Genomic DNA, 23,130 nt, shown 5'->3' with positions numbered 1-23,130 from the left:
GGTCACGCTCCTCGCCGGGCCGCGCGGCGGGCACGGTCATGCTCGGCTCGGACCGCATCGAAGGCCGCTGGGCCCCAGGCCAACCGGTAAGCCTGCAGTACGGGTTCCACCCATGTCTGCGCTACTGGCTCCCCGAGTAAATCGGCGAGCGTCACCCAGGCGGTCGCCAGAGTTCGATAGCAGGTCGCGCGATCGCCTTGCGTCTCCGCGGCACGGGCCAGCGCTACCGTTGCCGCAAAGTACGTGACCGGTGCGACGGCAGTCAGTGCCGCGTCTCGAGCCCGTTGGGCTTCAATCCGAGCCAGATTGTAATCACCCTCTGCCAGCGCGCATTCCGCCACGGTACGCCAGCACTCTGCCCGTAGGGCGGGATCGGTCGCTGCCGCGAGTTGGACCCGGGGCCGGTGAACGGCCAAGCGTGCCCGCTCAATATTGCCCACTGATTGGGCCAGCTGCGCCTGCTCGACGTCGATCCAGGCTGCATCCGCTTCCTGCTGGGTACTGCGCTGCAACTCAGCAGCGGCATCGAGCATGGCCCACGCATCGTCCTGAGCATGCGCGTAGGCCAGGGCCGCTGCAAGCCTTCGCATGACGGTGGCGCATGCCCATGCGGGCAGCCTCAGCGTCTCCGCCTCGAGCAAGGCGACTCGCCATGCGGCGGCTGCTTTGGCATGGTCGCCTGCTGCCATCAAGGCTTCGGCCGTTTCGGCCTGTGCCGCGAAGCGTGCCTGGGGTGAAGTCGGATCGCGCTGGGCGATGCGTTGTGCCGCTGCCAGCGCCTCATCCGGCGACCCCGCAGCGCGGAACAGCGCAGCTGCCATCTGTTCGCAATGGGCTGCTCGTCGGGGGTCATGCCGTGCCTCCGCCATGGTCGCTGCCTTGCGCAGCAGCTGCGCGGCAGCCTGCCAGTCTCCGCCCACAAGCGCGTTTTGTGCTCTCTGCTCCGTTTTGGTCAGAGTGGGGTCGCCTTGATTCATGGGGTTCCGTTGGTCTCCTGACGTGGCTGCCAGCCCTGCCCGATCATGGCCGCGCGAGTCTGCGCCATGGCATCGGCTCGTGCCTGACGATGCGCTTGCGCCCAAGTCTGCCATTGTGCCGAAAGGTCGGCGATCTCGGTACGCGTTTGATCGGCTTGGCCATCCAGTTGTGCCCCTGTCTGCGCCGCCTGAGCTTCACGTTGCCGCGAGTCACTGACGCGCGCCTCGTTGCGGGCCGCGATGGCTTCACCGCTGCGTTGAGCGTCGGCGAGCTGGCCTTGGGATGCAGCCGCCGCACTGCTGGTTTCCGACAGCCTTCTGGCGCTTTCCTCGATCACGCCTTCGCGCTCGGGTTGCGCGGACTCCTGCTCGCCAACGGCGTTATCCACACCGTTCAGAGCATCGAGGAAGTTCTGACCGTCGGTATTCATCTTTAGAATGCCGCGCTTCGCACCGCGCAACACGTCAGGGCTATCCGGCAGCGCATGCGCCAGATAGGTGAACGCGGTAAAGGCCTCCAGCGGCGTCTTGATCACGGCTAGGCCCGCCGAACGGTTCGCGTAGTCTCCAAGCGCCGAGGTGACGTTGCTCTCTTCGGTTTGCTGGCGCTGGTTGGCGGTCGTGCGCTGCGCAACGGCTTGCTCGTGGGCTTCGGTGGCGGTAATGGTTTCCCCCGTTCGCGTATTCAGTGCCGAGAGCGACGCGCTGTTGGCTTCGTGGTGTTCGGCATCGCGACACATCATCCCTTCGAGCGATTCAGCCTGAGCTCGGGCGCGAAGGATGGCCAGCAGCCGGTTTTGCATGTCCGCGATATCCTGGCGTGTGCCGTTGCCCGGCGGCGGCGGATAGGCTGGGTTCACGGGCTCGACTATGGGTTGGGCGCCGCGCTCCATACCGGCGTTGAAATCTTCGGCGCGGCGCGCGACGCCAGCGCCCACTTCATGGCCGATGTATGCTCCAACTGGTCCGCCGGCTACCGCACCGAGCACCGTGCCCGCGGTGCTACCGCGCGCGATGCGTGACTCGCGCGTGCCGCTTCCGAAATAGGCGCTGTGGAGGGCACGTGCAGCGGGTGCCGCGGTATCGAGGTAAGTACTGGCAGCGTAGCGGACGCCGCCAGCGAAGACTGCTGATCTACTGGTTGCACTGGCACGCGGCGCAGCCCGCGCCGCAACGGATGATCCCGCTGTAATGGCTCCGGTATCAGCGCCGGTTTTGATAGAAGTCGTTGCCAGGTCGTGTGGTGGCGTCTCAGTGCGGCGAGTTCCAGCCGTAGCAGCCGAAACCGCAGCGATGCCGGGCGGGTGCACGGTCACCGGATTGCTGAGGGAGGGCGTTGCAGTCGCCGTGCTTGGGCGCACCGCGGGGACGCCGGGCCCGGTGTCCGTGATGGGCCGTGGCGTCGGGACACCGCCCGGAATACCGGGCACTTCGCCGAGACCGGCAGGACCCCGATACCGTCCCCCTGCCGGGAAGTGGGCGGGTCCGATGTCGGGACTGGTCATCGACACCCAGCGTCCGTCCGGAAGCAGGTAACGGGTGGTCTTGCTGGTGTTGATCTGGACTGTCGCGTTAAAACGCGAGTACGCATGCGGATCTTTGGCTGCCAGCGTCAGGCTGGGGTTAGCGGAATGCAATCGGACCTCTAACGGCAGCGGTTGGCCCGCCTTCGATGATGCGGGTCCGTATTGCGGCACGGCCGTTGTGAGGACGCGAGCTGGATCGTCGGGAAGCACACTCCCGACAGTTCTCGGCGAACCGGAGCTGCCACGCCCGCCGCCCCTTTCTCCGGGGCCGATGTTCGCGGCATCGGCAACCCGAACATGGTGCACACCGGAGAATTCCATATTTTCGTGATACTGGATCTTGGTCGGATCGGCCCCGGTGCGGATACGAACGTCTTGGAGGCCGTGGGATGGTGGTCCCCCTGGCGACGTATCGGGCCCGGCCGGCAGCTCGAAAAAAGTATCGGAAGTCGCCGCGATTCGGCCACTGGCATCCGGGCTTAGCGTGTCGATAACGGTGTCGATTTCCAGGCCGCTGAGGTCATCGAACCCCGGGCGACGTGACTCTGCGACGATTAGGCCGCCCGGGCTTGGGCGGCGCTGGCTCAGCCTGGGTTCGGGCAGTTTGGCATTTGGATCTATTGCATGGCGTGGAGCAGCCGTGCCCCCAACCTCGGCTACGACAGGCGCTGTGCCCTGTGCGGCGCTTCTACCAGGGCTCGCGGCTGGGCTGCCGGGCGTGTCCAAATTAATGATGATGCTCGGCAACTGGTCCTGTGGCCGAAAGTGTGATGCCGGTCTGGGCGCTGCAGGAGCGGTCTGGGTCTCCGCGCCCCGCAGCGATCCGGTCCACACAAAAACGGTGTCGCCATCCGGTGCACGGCGTCGGCGGGCCTGTGCATCGAGCAGTAATTGCCAGCGCTGGTCGGGTGTCAGGGCAGGATCGAGAAGCGCGGCACGGATGCTGGCCTGAAACTCTTCATGCCAGTTCGGATCGGTGACCCCGGGTCGGTGATCCGGCGGCCGCACTTGGCCAGCCAACTCTGCGTCTCGATGACCGAGGGCTTCGTGTGCCAACACGGCCTGTGGTTCCAGCGCCGCGTTAGCGGGATTCGCCAATCCCGCTGGCCGCTCGCTGGCAGGTAGCGGATTCACATCGGGACCGATGGTGATATAGCCGTCAGCCGGTGTTGCGCCGGGATGAAAGGCCGTGAACTCCCCAGGTCGGATGCGGTCCAGGGGTACCCCGAACTGCTCGGACAGAACGCGGGCATGCGCCTCGAATTCCGCGCGTGTCAGGGGGCGAGTGCTACGGGTCGGCTGGGCTGCTGGTGCGCGAGGTCGTTCCTCAACCGGGCGGGGGCCCACGTCCGTAGCCGACGGTTGAACCAATTCGGGGGCCGAGTTGCCACGCGGCGTAACGGTGTCCGGGGGCACCAGTACCGCCTGCTCTCCTACGGTGGGTCCGCCGCGCCGATCGCGTGCGATTGCATCCATCACTTCAGCACCGCTAGCGGGTCTCGGCTCTCCTGTCACTCGGTCCTTTACGGTCCACACGGCCGGCTTGCCGGGTGCGCCCGGGGTGCTGGCGGGCGGTGTGGGGAAGGCCGCATCCAACTCGCGATCCAGTGCAGCCATGTCCAGGGGGGTGTCGGGCGTGACCGGACGTCCCTCGGCGCGCTCAAGTCCGGCCAAGGCCTCATTCACCTCGCCGAGCCGGTATTGTTCACCCGCCCGCCCGAGTTGGTCGACCCACCCGCGGTCCACGGCTGCTTCGGGATACCCTGCCGCGATGCGTGCTTCGCGACTCGGTCCGACGATATCCGTCGAGATGTGTCCTGATCCTCCTCCCGAGCGAAGATTGTTGATTTGCGGGACGTCAGCGTTCGGGCCATGGAACGTCACTTCGGTGTGCGGTAGAGCCGGTCGTGTCGGCGTTGCTGCACCCGTTTCGGCCAATACGGTAGCCACCGTCGCCTGATCGATCGGACGCAAGGCGCCCGCTGGCGCCTGCGCCCCAGGCGGACCCTGCGTGACGTCCCGCAACTTGGCCTGCGCTATGACGTGATCCCGTTGAACGTTGGTGCCGACGGTGCCGCGATCTGGAACCGGCTCGTTGTACAGCCAGTTTTCCCCTACAGCGGCTTGGTCCGGCACGAAGGCTTCCGCCGGATTGCGTGTTTCTCCCGGCCTTAAGGGCGGTCCGGGGTCAACCGGCCTGTGGCCGGGCGGCGGCACATCCACTTCGGGGGGTACCCAGCCCTGGGGGTGATAGTCGGGAGGGACGGCCCCGCCCGTGGTGACTCCGGTGTCAACAATTCGGCGAGGAGACGCGCCAGGGGCTTCCGCCGCCGGCACGGTCGGCGAGTGCGGCTTGGCGGCTGGTATCGTTGGTGCGTGGGGGTCCACCGGCGGTAGGGTTGGCGCGTTCGGATCGATGAGCGGCAGGGTAGGGGTGCTCGATGTCGATGCTCCTCCTTCCACGGGCGGTGGTGCTTCTGCGGTCGCGTCATTGATGCGGCGCGGTGTAGCGGTCGATTCCGGTGGCGGTACCGCGGGCCTGTCGGCACGGTTGGGGATACCCTCCGGTGGAGGAGGGGGATCGGCAGTAATGCTTGGGCCATCACCCGTTGCGGGCCTTGGAGGCTCGACGTCGGCCACGCGTGGTGGCGGTTCATGCAAGCCCAAGCGGCGCGCGCCGGCGCCGGTCATCCCTGCCCCTGTCAGGCCCCCTGCCATGCCGCCAATGAACCCCGCACTGGCTCCGGCAGCTTCGCCGATGCGGGCGCCCTGAGCCTCGACATCGGTCGGGTCGGCCTGGCTAGTGAAGGTATGCAGCGCACGGAACAAAGTGACCAGCCGCTGAAGCACGAGGGCGTTGATACCGTCTAGCACCATCGTGGCGATGCCGATGGCGCCGGCGATGGTCGAAAGCGTGGCTGCCAATGGGGAGGCTACGCCGACTGTCAGGACGGTGATGACCCACATCGCGATGGAGATTGCGCCGATTACTCCGGCGATCACATTCAGTACCGCCGTTGCAATGCCGATGATCTCGGAGATTGCGGCGATACTGTTCGCCAGCTGCTCGTAGATCGAGCCCCCTTCGCCGAAACGGCCGATCGTCTCACCGGTCCGCCCCCAGTCGCGCGTTGCGAGATCGATGACCGAGAAGACACCCCCGACGACCGCGCCGATGCCCGGCAGGGGAAAACTGCGCGCCAGTGCCGGTCCTGCAAGGCGGCCGACAAGCCTGGCGGCGGCGATCTCGACAGCCTGTGTGCCGGCCCCGATCGCCGCTCCCATCATGGCGCCATGGCCAAAGCCTCCGAGTGCACCCGAGCCGGCGCGATCGAGGATAAACGCAGCACGGTCGGCACTGCCCGCCGTGCCAACTCGCTCTGCTGAGGCCCCCCAACGCTGATGTTCCGCCAGTTCCGTATCGATCAGCGAAATGTCACCTGTCGCCAGAACGGCAAGGGGATCGTCGGCAGCCGTGCTCATGCCCCCTTCACCCGCGGCACCCGGCATTGCGGCGGACCCACTGCCCGCTTCGTCGCCACTCGCCCCGTCGGCAACATCGGACCCCTGGGCCTCGTTGTCTATGTTGCCTTCCTCTGCTGCGTCTCCAGCGCCCGCAGCAGCCTCACTGTCGATCGGCTCAAGTCGGTCCTCGGTGTGCTCTTCATCGTCGTCTTCGTTGCCATCCCCTCTCTTGATGGCAGCGCGTGGTTGAGCCCATGTGATTTCTTCCTGCTCCCTTGCTCCCCTGATGTCGGTGTCGTTGAGCGGTCGGCCGGAATGCGTCGCCGCCTCGGAAATCTCCGCCGCCGGCTCGCTGAAGAGCGCATCCTCCTGCTCGCAAATCAGTTCGTTAACGCGCGCTTCGGCGCTAGCCAGGGCCAGCGTGTCGTGTGTCCTATCCCCAGCCTCTGGTTCAGCGTGCGTGGTGCTACTGATCGCGGCTGACATCGGCAATCCGGCGACCGTCCCCGTCCCGAGATAGCGTGGCATTCCCTCGGAATCAGGATGAGCCGATGCTGCCCGGTCTCTGTCCAGGCCAGCCTCGGCCTCCTGGGCACGCCGTCGGCGTGGGCTCGCTACCGCGGGGTCGGTTCGCGCGCGGCTCACGCCCATGCCGGGGCCTCGCGTGGTCCGAGGCCTCCCGGCGTCTGCTTGCCCAGCTTGCGGTATTCAGCGGCGACGGCCTCCAGAAGGTCGTTGTATTGAATGGGACGTTGAGCAGCACGCGCGGCCACTGCCGCAGACAGGACGATGTTACGCACGTGTCCGCCGGACAGCTCGCAATTGGCCGCGAGGCGATTGAGAGTACGGGCATCGAGTTCGTGTCCGCTTCCCAGGTGGGCCAGCCAGAGCCTGCGCCGTTCTTCGGGCGTCGGCAGCGGGAACTCTAGGACCGCATCAAGGCGTCGCGAGAAGGCGGAATCAAAGCGTGATCGACTATTGCTGGTCAGCAGCGCGATACCTTCGAACGATTCGATCCGCTGCAACAGATAGTTCGTCTGTTGATTCGCAAACCGGTCGTTGGACTCCTTGACGTCGGTGCGTTTACCGAAGAGCGAATCGGCTTCGTCGAACAATAGGATCACTTCCATGTGTTCGGCACGAGCGAACAATTGGGCGAGATTTTTCTCTGTTTCGCCTATGTACTTGCTGGTGGTCGCGGCAACATCCACACGATAAAGGGGGAGACCGAGCTCCGATGCCAGCCAACCCGCCGCCAATGTCTTGCCGGTACCGGAGGCGCCTACGAACAGGGCTCTGACGCCTGGCTTGTAGCGCGTGCGCGCGGATGGACCGAGGGGATCAGCCAATCCTTCGCGTGACAGGCAGCGCTGGCGCAACGCCAGCAACTCGGTGCGCAGCAGAGGAGTCAACACCAGCGCCTCGTCGCCTATGGCATCCGGCAGGAGCTCTGCAAGTCGGCCGAGGTCGCAGGCCAGGCCTTGCCGAGCGGCATGCACGACGTGTTCACGGGCGATGCCATCGGCACCGGTGAGGCGCGCGTGATGACTGGCCGCTCGACCGATCAGATTGATGTTGGAGGCTCCGCACCGGAAATCACGGCCAAGCGTTTCGGCCAGGGTCTGATCGTCCACGTGTTCCCGCCATAGCAGAACGCGCTCCTGCGGTGCTGGAAGGCCGACCCGCCAGCTGCCGACGGGATCGCCATCGAGGACAAAACTACCTTCAGGGCCGGCCGCGACCAGCAGCGGCCCTTCGTAGCCGTACAGCTTCGGCAGTACCAGGGATTCGCCGGGTGCCAGTTCCGAGCAGATCACGGGCACCGCGCCCGTCAGCCAGGCCCAAGGCCCCATGCCGGTTGGCAACTCCCCGTCTACGAACACGGCTGTGCCGCCGAGGTCGTGGGCCATCAATGCGCAGGCTGCGCGCGCTTCGCGTGGCTGGCCACTGCGAACCACCAAAGCGCGTGAATGCGTCAGTGCGTGCGCTTGCCGCGCTGCCTCGACCCGCATCGACTCAGCGAGGGGTGGCAAGGCGCCGTCGGCGACTCTCACGTTTGGCCAGCCATGAATGTGGCGCAGCGGGCGTTGGCGCTCACCGAGGGCGAGGACGATCGGCACGGGTACCTGGATACAGGTCTCAGGCAGAGGACGGGTGTCGCTGTCGAATCGCAGTAAGCCACAGGCTCGTGCCTCACCCTCGCAGATTTCTTCGATCGGATCAGTGAGCCCGAAGCACGGTGCCAGGCTGCTGATCAGACCGAGTGACGGGCGCGAGCTTGCGACAGGGGCCTGCAACCATGCCAGTACACGCCCCGGCAGTGCCTCCCGTTCCACCGCTACGGCCAGGGTAACGGCGATGATTTCGGACAAACCTAGACGGAAGTGCGCGGCCAGTCCGAGGATGCGTTCGTCCTGAACGGTGGGGTTCTGCAAACGCTGAGTCAGAGCTGCCACCGGATTTCCGTGGCAGAGCTCGAAACACTGCTTGAGCCAAGCGCTTTCGTTGCCCGTCTCCCCGGCCGTTGGGGCCAGTGCAGCCAGGAACAGTTCATGCAGGGCTGGTGTTGTCGCACTGGCACGTGGTCGCGGGCTATTCGTTCTTGTGCTCATCAAGACTCCGGTGCGTTCAGCACGCCGGGGACGCTGGCCCCAAGAACTGCGGGCGGACCATCAGCAGCAACAGGGGGGAGATGGCGATCATGACCAGACCGGCCGGGTATGGCCGTAGTGAAAACTGACGATGCGACTGAGCCACGATACCCAACCGGGATCGAGATCCAGGCCGGTGCGCCGGACGCGGATGTCAATGGAGGAAAGCTCGAAACGCATGTCGATATGTGTCGAGGTGTACTCCAGCTCGGCCTGACGCAGAATCAGATCCGCGAAGCCGATTCGGGCATGACGACGGAGCCATCGTCGGCAGGTGTTCGCCCAGGCAGTCGCTACGGCAATGTGGTCATAGCGGATGGGCCTGCCGACCGGGCTGGTGCCTGCCGTCGGGATCAGTCCCGCCAGCCCCTGTGGTATGGGCCCATCCCACGCCGCGATCAAAAGTCGGTCCGAGTTATCCCAGAGGCGGCCGGCGATCAGGTCGCCATTCCATCGGGCCGGGCCGGGGGTCGCAATGCCGTTGAGCCAGGTCTCGGGTGCCCTGAAATGCGGCAATCGACCGCCGCGCAGAGGTCTGGCCGAGCCGACCGCCCAGGCCGGGTCATTGGCCGCTACGCCCAGGTTCGCGAGAATTAGTGCAAACACTCGCTGTGCGATGTCATGGCGCCGCCAGGCAGGATTTGCCTCAAGCCACTTGCGGTAGCCGCAGTGTTCGAGCACTCGGACAAGGAACAGCAGTCCGCCCGCCGCAGTGACTCCGCAGATCGCAGGTCTAGGGTAACTGGGCGCCTCGGCGGTCTGCTCGCCGTACGTGGGCAGACTGGCGCGTGCAGGCTCGCCTTCGTCAATTGAGATATTGCATAGGCGGTCGGCTGAGGTGGCCCCTTTTTTCCGCTGTGACCGACGAGAAGGAAAGAGTGGACGCTCTGCGTCTGCGGGTGAGGTTAGTGCTCCGATATCGCCCGACAAGGTAGCAGCGCAGGAACGTGCCGCTCCACGTCGCCCGGTTGGTTGCTGATGCGCCCATGGTGGGAGCGGGGCGGCCGACTGGACCGTGCGCTGCGTCAGTCGATTCGGCGGTCGTCTGCCCAAGGCGCGGTACGCGGCAGACAAAAAGCTGTGCCACTGGGCGGGGGTAGACCGACCCATCGAGCTCGACGGCTCTGTACGACGGGCGCCATCGGGGGCCGGCGGTCGGTCATGAGTACTTCGGCGGTCAGGGCGATCAGCGCCGATCGGCGAGATTAAGTTGAGTCGTGCGGCCTGCGCGAGTCCGCATAGGTCGCGGGGGTTCAAACTATCGGCGAGCCGCTCGGCGTGTCCGGCATCCGCGATGGTCGTAACCCATCGAGGCAAGGCCGCCGGGGCGTCATCGCGCGCGGCCAGTGCGAAAGCTAGCTGCTGCAGGCTCTCGGTCAGATTCGATGAGGGCGTCCACTCCGGCACGGCCAGCGGCCAGTACCACGCATCCGTACTGCGGTCCTCCAGCAGCCGGAGCGCCAGCAGCGTGTAGGCTTCCGTCGCATCCCGAAACCAGATCGCCGGCGCGTCGCCCGCCTGCTTGCTCCCGCCATGCACACAGGCGACCGCGAGTTCCGAAACGGCTCGCTCCAGGGCCAGCGCGACCGATTGGGGTGCGGCGTCGCTGGGAAAACGCCCGAGGTGTACCTGCCGCATGATAACGACGCGGCCGCCCTCGTCGTGCAGGCTTGCGGTGCGCAGCGCGTCTTCCAGCAGGAGCAGGCCGCGCCTGGCCTGTTGTTCGGCCGGTGCACGCAGCCGGAGTTTCCGGATCTGCCGCGTGGCGGGCATCGGCGTCAGAACAGCCGCATCGCGGTCGCGCTGAAGGACACGCTGGCCGCCGCGGCGAACTGCACGCGGACCGTCTCATCCAGTTGGACGGCGTTGCCGGCCGCGGTCAGCACGCGGGCCGAGGCTTCCGCACTGCCGATATCTTCGACGACCGCCCGTGCGACGATTTCGTTGGCCCGGTACACCATGGCCTGCATGCCGATGCGCAGCCTTGAGGGTTCGAGAGCGACCAACGGAATGGTCAGACCCGGCCGCGCCAACACGGGGCGTGGCAGCCGGCCCGCGATGATGCGGTTGACCGGGGCGTGGCTCGCCAGCAGCAAGGCCATGCGCACGACATCGTTGACCAGGCTCGTGGCCGCGGCTTCGCGCGTGTCGACCTGACCATACAACCAATCCACATAACCCTGCATGCGGCGGCGATCGGTGATTTCGATTTCCTGCCAGCGGGGGAGGCCAGCGAGATTGCACAAATTCGGCGCCGTGTCGAACTGCGACAGCTGCTCGGCCCAGTCGAGCCGGAGGCTGGGCAGAACGCCGGAAAAGGCCGCGAACAGACACGCCGAGACGCGGCTGAATCGGTCGAAGAGTTCGGCCGCCCCGCGGGCCACGTCGCCGCGCCCATGCTCCCCTTCGATCAGATCGCCCAGCGATACCACCTGCGTGGCCTCTGCCTGGGCGCCGAGCCAGCTGAGGCTGGTGAAGCGCGCCAGGTCGATCTGCAGCCCGGCGACTCGGGCCAGGCCCACGGACTGGCTCTGTTTCGCCGCCAGCTGTGCCATGCTGGTGGCAATGCCTGCAGGCATGCGCTCGAAGTTCCCTATCGGGCTCGGCGTCGTCAATTGGCTGCGCAGCTGCGCGGTCTGCAGTGTCTTCGCGAGTACCTCGACGCGATCCAGACCACCGATCAGTTTCGGACCCTGCATGAACCAGCCCGCCGGCGCCTCACGCACGATCCGCAGCAAACCACCGAGCTCATCCGGGATGTCAAAGTCCGCGTTCAGGCAGATCGGGATCGCCGCTTCGAACAGCCCCGGGTCGAGGGTGCGGGCTGGAACGTCCGAGAGGTTGTCCGTGGCACGAAGCCGCACATAGGCCAGGAACCGGACCTCCTCGGCCAAAACGGTAGCGCGGCGCTGGTTGATCGCGTCCAGGCGTTGCTGTTCCTCGCTAATGAGAGCGCGCGTCACGGCCACATCGTGCCGCGCTTCGGCCAGTTCCTCGTCGAGTTGTCGTTCGCGCGCCTGCGCCGTGGCGAGGTGGGTGCGGATCGCCGCGAGCGTGTCCTCGCATGCGGCTATCGCATCGCGATACAGGCGGACGCGTCCCTCGACCTGTCGCAGCAGGGCGATCGTCGCGTCCGACAGCGAGGTCGCGTCGGAAAAGCAGGCGTTCTCGTCGCCGGCCGATGGCAGGGCGAGCAGTAAGCCAAGCCAAGTCGATCGGTCGGCATCGCCGGACAAAATATCGGCAAGCGGCTTGCTCCTGACGGGCGTATTGCTACTCGACCCTGCCCTGACTGACGTCGGGGCGGGACCCGCAAGAAAGGGATCATCCTTCAGACCCCACAGGTCGATGTCCTGAAACAGGCCGGGCATGACGCCAGCGTCTTCCGCAACCAGTTCGTCGGCAAGCCGAATGAGGCCCAGCACCATGTCGTGCCGGGTGGCCGCCGCATAACTGCGTGCCTCGGACGCGGGCAGGGGTATCAACCGTTCCGCGACGGTCGTCGTGCGAATGTCCACCTGGCCGACGACGGGGCGTGCGTTGACGACGTCGCTCGGGCGCGGAGTGTGCGCTGCCGGCGCTCGTAGAGGCGCGATGTCGGTGCTTACGAGCTCAGCCAGCAAGGGTCCTTTCTGAAATGTCGTGCCGGCCCTCCCGGAGGTATCGAAGCGCTGCATCCCGCTGAAGACTCGCGCGCTTTGCGCCGCGCTGGCGCCAGTCGACATGGCGCGTGGCACCGCGGTGGGCAGTTCGCTTTCCCCGCTGACGGCGCGCGATCGGGGCGAGGGGATGGACCGGCGCAGATCCTGGAAGAACGCGGTGAGCTTCTCCTGCGAAGCCACGGCGGTGTCGGCTTGCGCGATAGTGGCCAGCATCGGCGACACCATGAGCTTGTTCGCCGTCGAGGTGCCCAGCATGTATTGCCGCACACGATAGATGTCGGTCTGGACTTTCAGGAAGCCGAAATCGATCAGGTCGTCGGCACGGTCGGCACGGGACTTGAGATAGGTGATGAAGCGTTCCACACCCAGGTTTCGGAGCTGGCCGCGCTCGGCACTCGACAGCGGTGCCAGCATCGGGGAGGCTTCGAGGTCGGCGAACCCAGCGGCTTCCGGCGATTTACCGCCATAGATCAGGCCGAACTCGGGTTCGAATGGAAGCGCCAGCTGACCGGGAGCCAGGAACTCCCAGGGCTCGTCTCCGCCGGTATGGGTCTCTGGCGGCAGCGGCCCCTCGACCCATCGACTCTCGGAGCCGCCCGCGCGCAACAGACCGCTGGCGCCGAATGCAGCCCGGCCGTCATACAGCGTGAAGGCCATGCCGCTGATCGTCTGGTTCGCCAGGCCGACGTTCGACGCCGGGATCTCGAGGCGAGTCCACTCGCCCAAGTGGGGCAGTGGGCCCATGAAGAAGCGTTCCGCGGTACCCGGGGCGCCGAACGGGAGCAGATCGTCTCCCCAATACGCCCGGTGGTCCCAGGTTCCTGTAGACCACTGCAGCATCAGTTCACTCGGCGGGTGGTCCGGATCGAGGTAGACCCACGCGAACAGGGATTCGCCGGCCCCCGGAAACAGCGGTGCGGGATGAGATTCGAACTCGTGCTGATGCAACCCGGAGCGGATCTGGCTGCGGTGTCCACCCGTCACGGGTGGCGGGCCCCAGGGTTCCAAGTCCTCAGGCTCCAGCGCCGCAGGGTCGGCACCGATGTCTCGAGGATCGGAAAACTGCCCGGTGATACTCTGGGTCAGGTACGCAGCGACGGTACGCAGCGCCTGCCGCATGCCGAGCGCGCGTGAGCGAGCGGACAGGAAACGGCGCAGGGTCGACTCGAATTCCGGATTCAGCTCCTCACGCAGCAGCAACCGGGGATCCCAGGATTCCTGGCTGACGGGAATGAGGATGCGGACGCGTTCGGTCTGCGAGAAATCCAGGGAGGCCAGGCTCGCCGCTTCGCGCAGTGCCAGATCGAGTTGGTCCAGCGGCAGCGGCGCGGCGTCGAGCTCGAAGCCGGCAGGGAAAAAGTTGTTCACACCGCTGACCGGATCGTACACATTCGTCGGCAACAGGCCGCACGGAGGTAGTTGGTCGAAGGCGGCAGCCAGCGTCGCCGCGTCTGGCGGCGGGTCGCCCGCTTCGGCGATTTGTTCCGCGAGTTGCATGATGCGGGCCTGCCACAGCATGGGAAGCCGCGTATTAGGTGCAAGCGACATGGCGCCGGCCGGCGATGCCGCGAACTGCAGGCGCCCAACGCGGGCGCGTCCGCCCTGCCGCACGACGGCCGCCGCATCGACGAACCGCGGCTGAAAGGCGTCATCGAGGGCCAGCAGCGCCAGGGGCACGCCATAGTCTTCCCAGGGCAGTGTCGCGCCCGGCGGCAGTGCGGCCTCGGCATCGAAAATCGTGTAGGCCAGCGCGTTGCGAAGGCGCGGGGTAACCGCGGGCAGTGCCCGCCACTCATCCGGCCACGCGAACCACAGCAGGCGCGCGGCGTCCGCCAGCCGCCAGTCTTCGAAGCTGACGTTCTCGCCCGCCATCCCGCAGCCGCAGCGGTCGCAAGGATCCTCGGGGTCGATGCCGGCCCGGTCCACGGAGACCGGTTGCAAGACGAGGATGCCGATCATCGGCAGCGCACCGGGGTTGTCCGTCAGGATCCGGCCCAAGGGACCGCCGATACGCCGCGCCCGCAAGCCGCCCGGTGCCTCCTGTTCCGCATCAGGATCGAACAGGCCCGCCGGAGCAACGACCGGCACGCCGAACAGATCGGCATCGATATCCCGCGGCAGTACCACGTCTTCGCCGCTGACCGCCAGGCCTCGGCCGGCGGCGATCTGCAAGCGCACTTGCGGCAGTCCCACCGGGCGAGCGACGGTGGGATCCCACACGGCGCCCACCTCCAGGCCCTCGACGACACCGGCCGTGTAGGCCTGGCCGCGCTGCGCGAGCCGTCCGGCAGCCCAGAGTTGCCGGTCCTCCAGCGTGGCCGCCGTCAGCGTGCGCCCAGGAAACAGATTCGGGCGGCGCAACCACGTGGCGGCCGCCTCGTTGTCGTCCCGGGGTGACAGGGCGATCAGGCGTTCGCCCGGTAAGGCAGAAACGATCGCAGTCGTACTCACGTGACTACTCCTCGATGAGGCTCAGGGTGTGCCATGTCCCGGCAGGCATGATTCCACGACATGCCGCATCCGCGCTGGTGGCGTTCAGGTGTATTCATGGACATGCAGCGCGGGAGCGGCTCAAGCGGACGGTTTCGTGCGCGCGCGCCGCGGCCGCGCCGGACGACCGCTCCCCGCCGCGCCTGCGGTCAGGCTCTCGGCGCGGAACGCATTGCTCGACCCGGCAGCGACACGCAGCGACGACGAGTCGCTGTCGTTCGTGATTCCGGCGACCGGGACTCCGGTCAACTCGCCGCGATAGGCCAGATTGCGGCGACGCACATACCACAGCTGCAGACCGGCGAGGCGCTGCCACTCGGCGTCGACCGGGTTGCTCGGATTCAGCGGCGGCAGTATCGGGCGCGGGATGCGCAGACGCTGCAAAATCTCCAGCGGCTTGCGTGTGGCGACCAGATTCGCCGCGGCCGGCGTGAGCGCGCGTCTGACCACGGGGATGCTGTCGGCGCGCGGTGCTCCACCAAGACGGCTGATGACGGCCTGCCATTCACTGCGGGGTATCGGCGCCAGGACCAGCACTGCGCATCCTTCGAGCGCGTCGGCCGGCGCGGTCAGGTCCAGCGCCGGCAAGCTGAGCGCTTCCTCGATCAGGGAGGGTAGCTCGTCCTCCGGTAGTAATGAGAAGTCGACGTCGATCTCGGCCGGGAAATAGCCCTGCGTAAAGTCGACCGGGTTGACGACGCCGGGCGGCAGGGGCCCGGCCGGCGGTAGCGCCGGAAAAACCGACGCGGCTGAAAAGCTGCGGCCGCGATTCAGCGCGACGGTCTCGGCGAGGTGGCCCTGGTGCTGCAACACGTGGGCGAGACGCAGCGCGCGCGGCGCAAAGCCAAGGCCCGGAAGATCGCCGCGATCGGCTCCCAGTTCGCGCCGTACCATGGGTACGTCGATCCAGACGATCGTATTGTTTTCCAGCGCCAGCATCGCCACCGGCAGCACGTTGGCGGAGACGCCCCGTTCGCTGCCCTGGACGAAGATTGCGCGGGCGGCACGGCCGCGGCGGGCGGCCAGGGCGTCTGCTGCCCCGTCGTCCTGCCAGGGCACGAGCACCAGCGCCGTCGCTTCGATCACGTCCCCGTCCTGCACGCTGCGCTGGCCGCTAATCGAGGTGGGATAAGCCCCGGTGGGGTTCGCGGTAAATTCGACCGGCCGCAGTGCAAGGACGAATAGTCCGGTGCGGCTGCGCAGCGGCGGCAGGGGGATCCGTCCCAGGCCGAATTGTGCCGACAGCTGTTCAGCCTGCGGGATGTCGGTCAGACGTACGCTCAAGGGCCGTTCCAGCAGCACCAACTCGCCGGAGGGCGTGATGCCGTGTCCGGAACCGATCGCCAGGCTTTGCGGCTCGGCGCCTTCCGAGACCCACAGCCCGGTTGCGACGCCGCTGCCGGCGGCCTGCCCGAGGTCCGCCTCGCGCGTCAGAAAGTACTGCTGCTCACGGATCAGATCGCGTGCGGCGAGAAAACGTCCGTCGAACCACCGCGGGCGTTCGCGACGGGAGTCCGTGACCAGTACGCCGGCCTCGCGCAACGCGGCCAGATCCTCGGGAGCGATATGTTCCCGGTTGGAACCTTGTACGGGATTCATCGTTGTCTCCGGCAATGGGTGAGGTGGGCGCGACGGGTGGGCGCGCCAACGGTCACGGGTAATGGGTGCGGTGTAGCCATCGTCAGGCACCGATCCAGCGCGACAGGAGCCCGAGCCCCGGCGCGAAACGCCGTGACCAGTTGTCGACGAGTACCGCGGTGCCGTCGCGCTGCGGCGGCAGGTCGGCCGTCACCGGCACCAACACCCGCGCCAGGAACACGGCGCTCGGGTCGAGGTCCCTGGGATGCTCGGCCAGCGGTTCCAGGCCTCCGGTTCCGCCGCTGCGCCCGGTGGCGGGCCAGCCATCGAGTATGGCGTCCTGCAACGCGCTCCGGCGCGCGTCGGTATCGCCGATCGCGGCCAGGTCCGGGCCCGGCGAGGGCAACCCGAGGAAACCCGCCTCCAGACCTTCCCGCAGCTCCAGGCGGAGTTCGTAGGCATCACGCAGCCGCGAGCTTGACACCGCGTCCAGCGCATCGAACGGTCCTGACGCGAAGCTCGGGGTCAGCCCGCGTTCGCACGCAATAAACCGCAGATACAGGTCGGCCACGGCCGCGCGCACCGGCACGGCGGGGAAGTCGCCGGTACCCGCGGCGGCAGCAGCTCGTGCGCTCAGGAACGGCGCCAGCGTGTCGTAGACACTGCGCCGGAGTAGGTCGCCGCCGTCGTCGGCAAGGCGCGCCGCGAACCACGCGCCCAGGCGGAGACAGGCCGGGCGCGGCACTTCGATCAGCCGTCCCAAACGGTCGACGGCAAGCCCCGGCGAGACACGGATTTCCTCGGCGCGGTCCGTGGCTGCGTCGGCCTGACGATGTTCGACGCGCAAGCCCGCCAGCGTGCCGCCACCGGACACGAAGGCCAGCGCGCGCGCCAGCCGGCTGCGGTGGTAAGTCTGTTCATCGAGGAAATCCTGCGCATCCAGCAGCATGCCGGTCGTGTAGTGAGGCCGGTCCGGCGACGGTTGCGCGTACAGCGGATCGGTCGTGGGCAGTCTTTGCACGGCGCTCATCGGGGCCCCCTGCGGGTTTTGCTGCGAGCCCGGGGCCGCAGCGTGGTGGTGGCGGACGTGGTGGACAGCGTCGGCCGGGTCAGGATCGGACCGGTGCGCTCCACGAGGGTGACGATGACCTGATCCGGCCGGCTCTGATTGCCCGCCTCATCCTCGACGACCAGCTGAAAACGATGACGACCGGATGGCAGGCCGGCATCGATGACAATCAACGGCTCGGTCGTCGCGATCGTCGTGCCGATCTCGAAGCGGGCCATCACATCGGCTCCGGGGCGTCGGAGCGGGGGGGTACGATCGGCGGCGACTCGAACTTGTCGCGCTCGGCGCCGATGATGATCGGGGCCGGTCCGAGATAGGTCCACACGTAACGCACGATCTTGCCACCGCCGACGTCGGAGGAATCCTGACCCGACAGTGTGAACGGTGTGTTCAGGTTGACGCTCTCGGGCGCGGTCAGCACGGCTGTCGGGGCTGCCGTATCGCGGACGATCACGGTGACCATGTCAGGCTGCGAACGGTTGTCGGAATCGTCGACGACGACCAACTGGAAGCGGTGACGCCCGACGCGCAGCGAACCGTCGGCCGGTACCTCTACGAGTATCGTCGCGTCGGTGGTCTCGATCGGTACGTTGATTTCGAATACGGCCATGGCGTTTTCCTCGCGAGTGGGATTTGGGAGCCTGTCGTCAGTCGATGCGGCGCCAGATGTAGCGGGTAATCCGTCTTCCTTGCGGGGCTCGGGAGCCGCTGCCGTCCAGGGTTACTGCGTCGCCCATCGAGACTTCGCGCGGCGGGCCCGCTTCGGCGATCGGTGGCCGGGGCGGCGGAGCAGGCGTCGCAGCGCCCGCGACGCGGTAATCCAAGCAGGCGGTTCCTAGCAGAAAGTCGCCACCGCCGAGATCGGAGCGATCCAGTTCGACGGCATGGGGAATCTCGGGCGGGCCCAGATAGGTGTCCACGCCCACCAGGCTCGCGACGCCGACCAACAAGGGCCAGGTCGCGGTCGCAACCCGCACTTCCACATGAGCCGGCGCTTCCAGTTCGACGATACGACGTAGCAGCCCCAGGTCCTGGGCGGTGACGGACTGGTGCACCAGCACCGTGGCGCGATGGGCGAGCTGTTCGAAGAATTGCAATACCGCTGCCTGCTCGGCAGCAGTGGCCACGTCTTCGCGAAACAGCGCGAGGAGTTCGGCGCGCTCCGCCTCGCCGATCACCAGGGTATCTCCGACGACTGAGTTCCCGCTCTGCACCAGGCCGGGAAGCAAGGGGTCGGGGTCCGCTGCCAGATCCACGCCGAGCAAGGTCGCGAACAGCCGTCGCAGCCGGTAATGCTCCAGCACGACGATCTCGCCACTGCGGACACCGCCATCGGTCGCCAGATCAAGGGCCAACTCCAGACCGCGCCGCGTGCCATGCCACCGCGCCAATGGCGCGGCCGCCTGCAGCCAGGCACGACGGCGGCCCTCGGGCAGCACCGGATCGAAGGCGACCCCCAGCCAGGCGCCCAGCCATTCCAGACTCGGCTCCGGTGCGGTGGCCGGATCGGTCAGCAGATGGGCCGCGGCGATCCGGTCCTCGATCGGCGTCAGGATGCCTTCGGTGTTTGCCAACAGACGGTCGAGGAAGTCGGCAGGCGTCGCGGTCGGCCGATAAATCCCGATGCCGTTGGCTGCGCGCTGCAGGCGCCACAGGGCATGGCCTTCATCCCGCAGCTGCCAGGATTCCCCGGCTTGTTCCACCCGCACTTCGGCGTTTGCGCCCAGCGTCAGGCCGGCCTGCTCCAGGCTCGTGTGCAATTCGGTCGAGACCAGCCCGCCCGCATCGAGCAGGTTGGACTGGTGCGCCGGCAGGCGTCCCGTCCGCTCGCCGGGTTCTCTGGCCGCGGCGCCGAAAACCGACTCGCGAAAAAGGCGCGGCAGATACTGGTCACGGTAGGAGAAGCGGCTGCCCCACGCCCGCACCGCCGCAATCCGGGGTCCGATGCGCCCGTCGCCGAAGAGTTCGAGCCGCAGCCACAGGTAGCGTCCGGAGATGGCCCGGACCTGGCTGCGCGGCGCCTGAATCAGTGCCGAGAACAGGCCGCTGCGATACGGCACCCGCTGCCAGCAGGCCAGCCCTGGATGATGCGGCAGCTCGGAGGATGCCTGCTCCCAGCTGGCGCGGGCAGCCAGCGGATCAGGCATCGCGGGTACGTCGCCGAAATGATGCGGATGCCAGGCATCGACGCGGTCGGCGGCCGGCGGCTCCGGATCCGGGGTTGCGGCAACCCACACGGTGAAGCCGGCACGGGGCGGAAGGTGCGCCTCGGCGTAAAGCCGATGCCAGACCGTGTCGGGACGCCCGCTGTCCAGCAAATGCACGCGTCCGGCCGAGTCGTAGTGGCGAGCCTCGCCGCGGTGCGCCAGATTGGCCAGCGACAGCCGGTGCAGCGGTTCGGTGCCGCGCGCGCCGCCGGTACGCTCAACCGGGTAGTGCGGCGGTCCTTCGAGGCGATGCGCGAAGGGTGCTTCCAGCGCATCGCTGGCCAGCGGGTAGACGTCACCCGTGGGGCGGAGGCCGTCCTCGGTCTGACCGGGGTCCCAGCGGTAGGCGGGCGCGTCCGGGCGACCCGGCAGGCGCACGGCGATCTGATCCGTATCGATCCAGGCCAGGGCATAGGCGTAACGGGCTCCGACGAGTTCGATCGGGGCACCGAGCCGTTCGGTCCGGGGGTCCAGTCGTCGGACTCGCGCTCGTCCGTTGTTGGCCCTCTGCCAGGACAGCAACAGCAGTTCGCCCGCGGGCTGGCAGGCCAGCGCCAGCGGACGCTCGCCCGAGTCCCAGGCTAGCTCGGGCAATAGCCGTATCGCCGGCGCATGGCAGTTTTCCGGATCGGGCCGGAACACATCGGGTCCGTATTCGGTGACCGGCCCCAGGGGTTCCGGAGAACCCGTCAGGCGAGCGAGCCGTCCGCTGCCGCGTTCCAGCAGCCACAGGCCACCGCCTCGTGCCGCCGCGCAACGCCAGGCCGTAAAGCCCGGCAGTCCCACGGTCACATCGCTCCAGCGACCGCGCAGATCGTGCAGACGCACCCCGGACGGCAGCAAGGCATACAGCACGCCGTCATGGCCGACCGCGATATCGGTCGGGGCCGTCGCGAGCGTCAGGGTGATCGCCTCGCCGGGCAGATGGCTGCGGGCGACTACGGTGCCGGTGGCGCCATCCCAGGCCGCCACGGCGCCCAGTGCATCGACCGCGCGCGGCACGACTTCGAGCGCGCCGTTGGCGGTCGCCGCGGCGAGGCCCAGGTCGCCGGCCGCGGGAAGGCGGCGTTCGCTCGCCAGGCTCAGCGCCCGGCACTCCGGATCCCAGACGGTGCGCTCGTGTGCCAGCCAGTGGCGGCTGTCGGCCAGCATCCAGAAGCGTTGGCCGTTGGCGTCCATCAGCACACCTCGGGAACCACGGGTACCGCGACGGCATCGGCGTCGGCGAAGGGATTCGGCAGCGCACGCAGGTTGTCGGGTGCTGCCGGTCCCTCGACGACGATGACCGACAGCAACTCGGGCAGTTGCCAGGCCGACAGGCTCAGTGTCTGGGTGCCGTCATTGGGATTGCGGACGATCGGCCGCCAGTCGTCGCCGCCCGGCAGAGCGACGCGTTCGAACAGGTTAAGGCCGGTGACTTCCCTGACCCCCGGGACGCGCGAGATTTCCACGTGCAACTCGCGTTCGCGCACCGAGGGCTGTAGGTCGCGCTGCAGGGACGGCAAGGGCCACCCCGCGCCCAGCGGACCGCCCGGCGGCAGGGGCCATAACAGTCGTCGCAAGGCCTCGCGCACTTCGAACAGCACGCGGTCGCGGGCATAGCCGTCACGAAGCGAGACGCCGACCGAGAGCCCCAGCGGCACGTACTCGCAACCGATGACATAGAGTTCGGTCGACAGCGGCGAGCGCGCCTGCAGATGGGCATGGACCTGCTCAATGAACGGGCGGTCCGGTCGGGGATTCGGTGGTCCCGACAGCGTGCGCGCCGGCAGTGCCAGTACGCTGACCACGCCAGGCACGTCGAAACGGCGGTCGCGCGGTTTGAAACGCGGAAGCACTTCGACACGCCCGACATCGACGCCCGGGGTCTCGGTGGCGATGCGGGCATAATCCCCGGCCGTGACGGCGCGGTCGCGGTGCCGCAGGAAAGCCGGGATCCGACGTTCGGCGAGATCCACCGTTTCGGCATCCTCGCCGCCGGTCAGTGCGAGCGGTTGCTCCAGGCGCAGCGGCGGTGCGCTGCCGCCGGCGAGCCGAGTGGCCAGGATCTCGGTCAGACTGCCCGCCGGCAGGTTGCCGGCGCGTCCTCCGCCGAAGCGGGCGGAAGCCAGGCGAATGCGCATCTGGTGCTCCGGCACACGGCCCCTGACCCCATCGCCGAAGCGCAGCGTGCCGGCCTCTGCATCGACTTCGTAGGCCGAGGCTTCGCGCGCGATGCCCGGATCGGCGCTGATCGCGGCCAGATCGTCCACCCTGAACCACGGTTGGTATCCCCGGCCGGGCTCCTCGACCTCGATCCGCAGGCTGTCACGATCGACCGAGGTCAACGGCAGCGGAAAGGCCTGATCTCCGGCGCCGCTGGAAACGCCCAGCACGCGCCCGGTGATCGTGACCCGCTGGTCGATCTCGACAGCATTGATGCCGACCCAGGACAGCCGCAGGCTCTCGACGGTCTGACCCGGTTCCGGCCGCAGTCGCAGCCAGGCGATCAGGCGCGCCGCCTGATCGGCATCATCCAGGCGCGGCGGCGTGTCGCCGACGCCGGCAGCGGGGTTCTCGGCGACATCGTTGCTCGGTGCAGCGAGCAGCGATTCGTCCGGCAACGCGAGCCGAATCACGCCGGGCCGTGTCAGGCCACGGGTGGTATCGCTGCCGTCCAGCGGGTCCAGGGTCAGATAGTCCACCGTGCGGGGGCGGGGGCCCGGCGCAGAGATTTCCCAAATGACCGGAATACGGGGGCGCGGGCCGGTGATGGTGGCGGCGTCCTCGATGTCCGCGGGCAGGGTCAGCGCCGGCACGATGCCGACCGACAGCAGGGCGGGCGCACCGGTATCGCCGCCGCCGAGCGCGGAGCGGACCGCCGCGTTGACTTCGGCCTGGCGATCGGGCTGCGGCGCGGGCGGTGCCAGCAGCGCCAGCCACAGCGCGCGATCGGCGCTGGCCGCGAAGACATCGAGGCCGGCCGGGTCGGGGCGGCTCTGCGTAAACACCGGGAACGTCTCGTAGGCCTTGATCGGCTGGTTCAGACGGTGCAAACGCTGCAGGCCGACGATGACTTCGCTCATCCGCGCCGTCTCGGACTCGTTCAGCGGGCGCTTTATGTAAACCGCGGCCGTGATCGGCAGCACGGTGGTCTCGCCCAGGGTCTCGAACGGAATAGGCCCGCCGATACGGGCCCCGGGCAATAGGGGCGTGGCCGACCATTCCGTGGCCTGGCGGTAGTTCAGCGTGACGATGCCCGTCGCCGGGCGAGCCGGTCGCAGCGGTTGCCCGAGCAGGCGCAGGAATACGAGCCGTTGACGCTCCGGCACCAGATTCGCCCGATACAGCAGCGTGTCGGTCAGCCACGCGAACAGTTCGAGCAGCGTGCGGCCCGGGTCGCCGACGCGCGGATGGGTCCATTCGGGGGTATGGGCCGGGATGCGGCGCAGCAGGTCCTCGACGAGATCGTCGAAGCGGCGGTCATCCAGGCTCGGCGGCAGGATGGGCATGGCCGTGTCCTATG

The 23,130-nt window shown here is 67.6% G+C and carries 11 protein-coding genes; all 11 read right to left on the bottom strand.

All coding sequences use genetic code 11. The features are described from left to right. Positions 1-2: 2 nt before the first annotated feature. The 11 genes from ACW73L_RS03415 to ACW73L_RS03365 all read right to left on the bottom strand — a co-directional run bounded on the left by ACW73L_RS03415 (position 3) and on the right by ACW73L_RS03365 (position 23,116). Complete coding sequence (locus ACW73L_RS03415) at positions 3-977, bottom strand: hypothetical protein (protein ID WP_498920002.1); 975 nt, start codon at positions 975-977, stop codon at positions 3-5. After that, positions 974-6,496 (bottom strand): phage tail family protein, encoded by a 5,523-nt coding sequence (locus ACW73L_RS03410; protein WP_498920001.1) that lies wholly within the window; start codon positions 6,494-6,496, stop codon positions 974-976. The genes ACW73L_RS03415 and ACW73L_RS03410 overlap by 4 nt, the downstream gene beginning before the upstream one ends. 113 nt (positions 6,497-6,609) lie before the next feature. After that, positions 6,610-8,580 (bottom strand): ATP-binding protein, encoded by a 1,971-nt coding sequence (locus tag ACW73L_RS03405; protein WP_498919999.1) that lies wholly within the window; start codon positions 8,578-8,580, stop codon positions 6,610-6,612. Positions 8,581-8,667: 87 nt separating this feature from the next. Then, positions 8,668-10,392 (bottom strand): hypothetical protein, encoded by a 1,725-nt coding sequence (locus tag ACW73L_RS03400; RefSeq protein WP_498919997.1) that lies wholly within the window; start codon positions 10,390-10,392, stop codon positions 8,668-8,670. A gap of 5 nt (positions 10,393-10,397) precedes the next feature. Then, positions 10,398-14,732: a hypothetical protein gene (locus ACW73L_RS03395; protein ID WP_498919996.1), complete on the bottom strand. Its 4,335-nt coding sequence runs from the start codon at positions 14,730-14,732 to the stop codon at positions 10,398-10,400. A gap of 120 nt (positions 14,733-14,852) precedes the next feature. Further along, positions 14,853-16,370, bottom strand: a complete 1,518-nt coding sequence (locus tag ACW73L_RS03390; RefSeq protein ID WP_498919995.1) for a hypothetical protein — start codon at positions 16,368-16,370, stop codon at positions 14,853-14,855. 82 nt (positions 16,371-16,452) lie between these two features. After that, positions 16,453-17,379 (bottom strand): hypothetical protein, encoded by a 927-nt coding sequence (locus ACW73L_RS03385; RefSeq protein WP_498919994.1) that lies wholly within the window; start codon positions 17,377-17,379, stop codon positions 16,453-16,455. Further along, positions 17,376-17,636: a hypothetical protein gene (locus tag ACW73L_RS03380; protein ID WP_498919993.1), complete on the bottom strand. Its 261-nt coding sequence runs from the start codon at positions 17,634-17,636 to the stop codon at positions 17,376-17,378. Before ACW73L_RS03380 ends, ACW73L_RS03385 begins: the two co-directional genes overlap by 4 nt. Then, positions 17,636-18,028, bottom strand: coding sequence for a hypothetical protein (locus ACW73L_RS03375; RefSeq protein WP_498919992.1), 393 nt, complete (start codon positions 18,026-18,028; stop codon positions 17,636-17,638). Before ACW73L_RS03375 ends, ACW73L_RS03380 begins: the two co-directional genes overlap by 1 nt. Before the next feature lie 37 nt (positions 18,029-18,065). Continuing rightward, the gene (locus tag ACW73L_RS03370) at positions 18,066-20,804 is read right to left on the bottom strand and encodes a phage tail protein (protein ID WP_498919991.1); all 2,739 of its coding nucleotides are present in this window, start codon (positions 20,802-20,804) and stop codon (positions 18,066-18,068) included. Then, positions 20,804-23,116, bottom strand: a complete 2,313-nt coding sequence (locus ACW73L_RS03365) for a putative baseplate assembly protein (protein WP_498919990.1) — start codon at positions 23,114-23,116, stop codon at positions 20,804-20,806. Before ACW73L_RS03365 ends, ACW73L_RS03370 begins: the two co-directional genes overlap by 1 nt. Positions 23,117-23,130 lie beyond the last annotated feature (14 nt).

Source organism: Methylolobus aquaticus (assembly GCF_054172105.1).
Note: the sequence above shows the minus strand (reverse complement) of the source record. Positions and strands in the feature narration are given on the sequence as shown.

Coding starts and splice junctions, on each gene's coding strand:
- ACW73L_RS03370 (WP_498919991.1), bottom strand. CDS start 20,804: ATGGACGCCAACGGCCAACGCTTCTGGATGCTGGCCGACAGCCGCCAC.
- ACW73L_RS03385 (WP_498919994.1), bottom strand. CDS start 17,379: ATGAGCGCCGTGCAAAGACTGCCCACGACCGATCCGCTGTACGCGCAA.
- ACW73L_RS03380 (WP_498919993.1), bottom strand. CDS start 17,636: ATGGCCCGCTTCGAGATCGGCACGACGATCGCGACGACCGAGCCGTTG.
- ACW73L_RS03365 (WP_498919990.1), bottom strand. CDS start 23,116: ATGCCCATCCTGCCGCCGAGCCTGGATGACCGCCGCTTCGACGATCTC.
- ACW73L_RS03405 (WP_498919999.1), bottom strand. CDS start 8,580: ATGAGCACAAGAACGAATAGCCCGCGACCACGTGCCAGTGCGACAACA.
- ACW73L_RS03390 (WP_498919995.1), bottom strand. CDS start 16,370: ATGAATCCCGTACAAGGTTCCAACCGGGAACATATCGCTCCCGAGGAT.
- ACW73L_RS03400 (WP_498919997.1), bottom strand. CDS start 10,392: ATGCCCGCCACGCGGCAGATCCGGAAACTCCGGCTGCGTGCACCGGCC.
- ACW73L_RS03375 (WP_498919992.1), bottom strand. CDS start 18,028: ATGGCCGTATTCGAAATCAACGTACCGATCGAGACCACCGACGCGACG.
- ACW73L_RS03410 (WP_498920001.1), bottom strand. CDS start 6,496: ATGCCACGCTATCTCGGGACGGGGACGGTCGCCGGATTGCCGATGTCA.
- ACW73L_RS03415 (WP_498920002.1), bottom strand. CDS start 977: ATGAATCAAGGCGACCCCACTCTGACCAAAACGGAGCAGAGAGCACAA.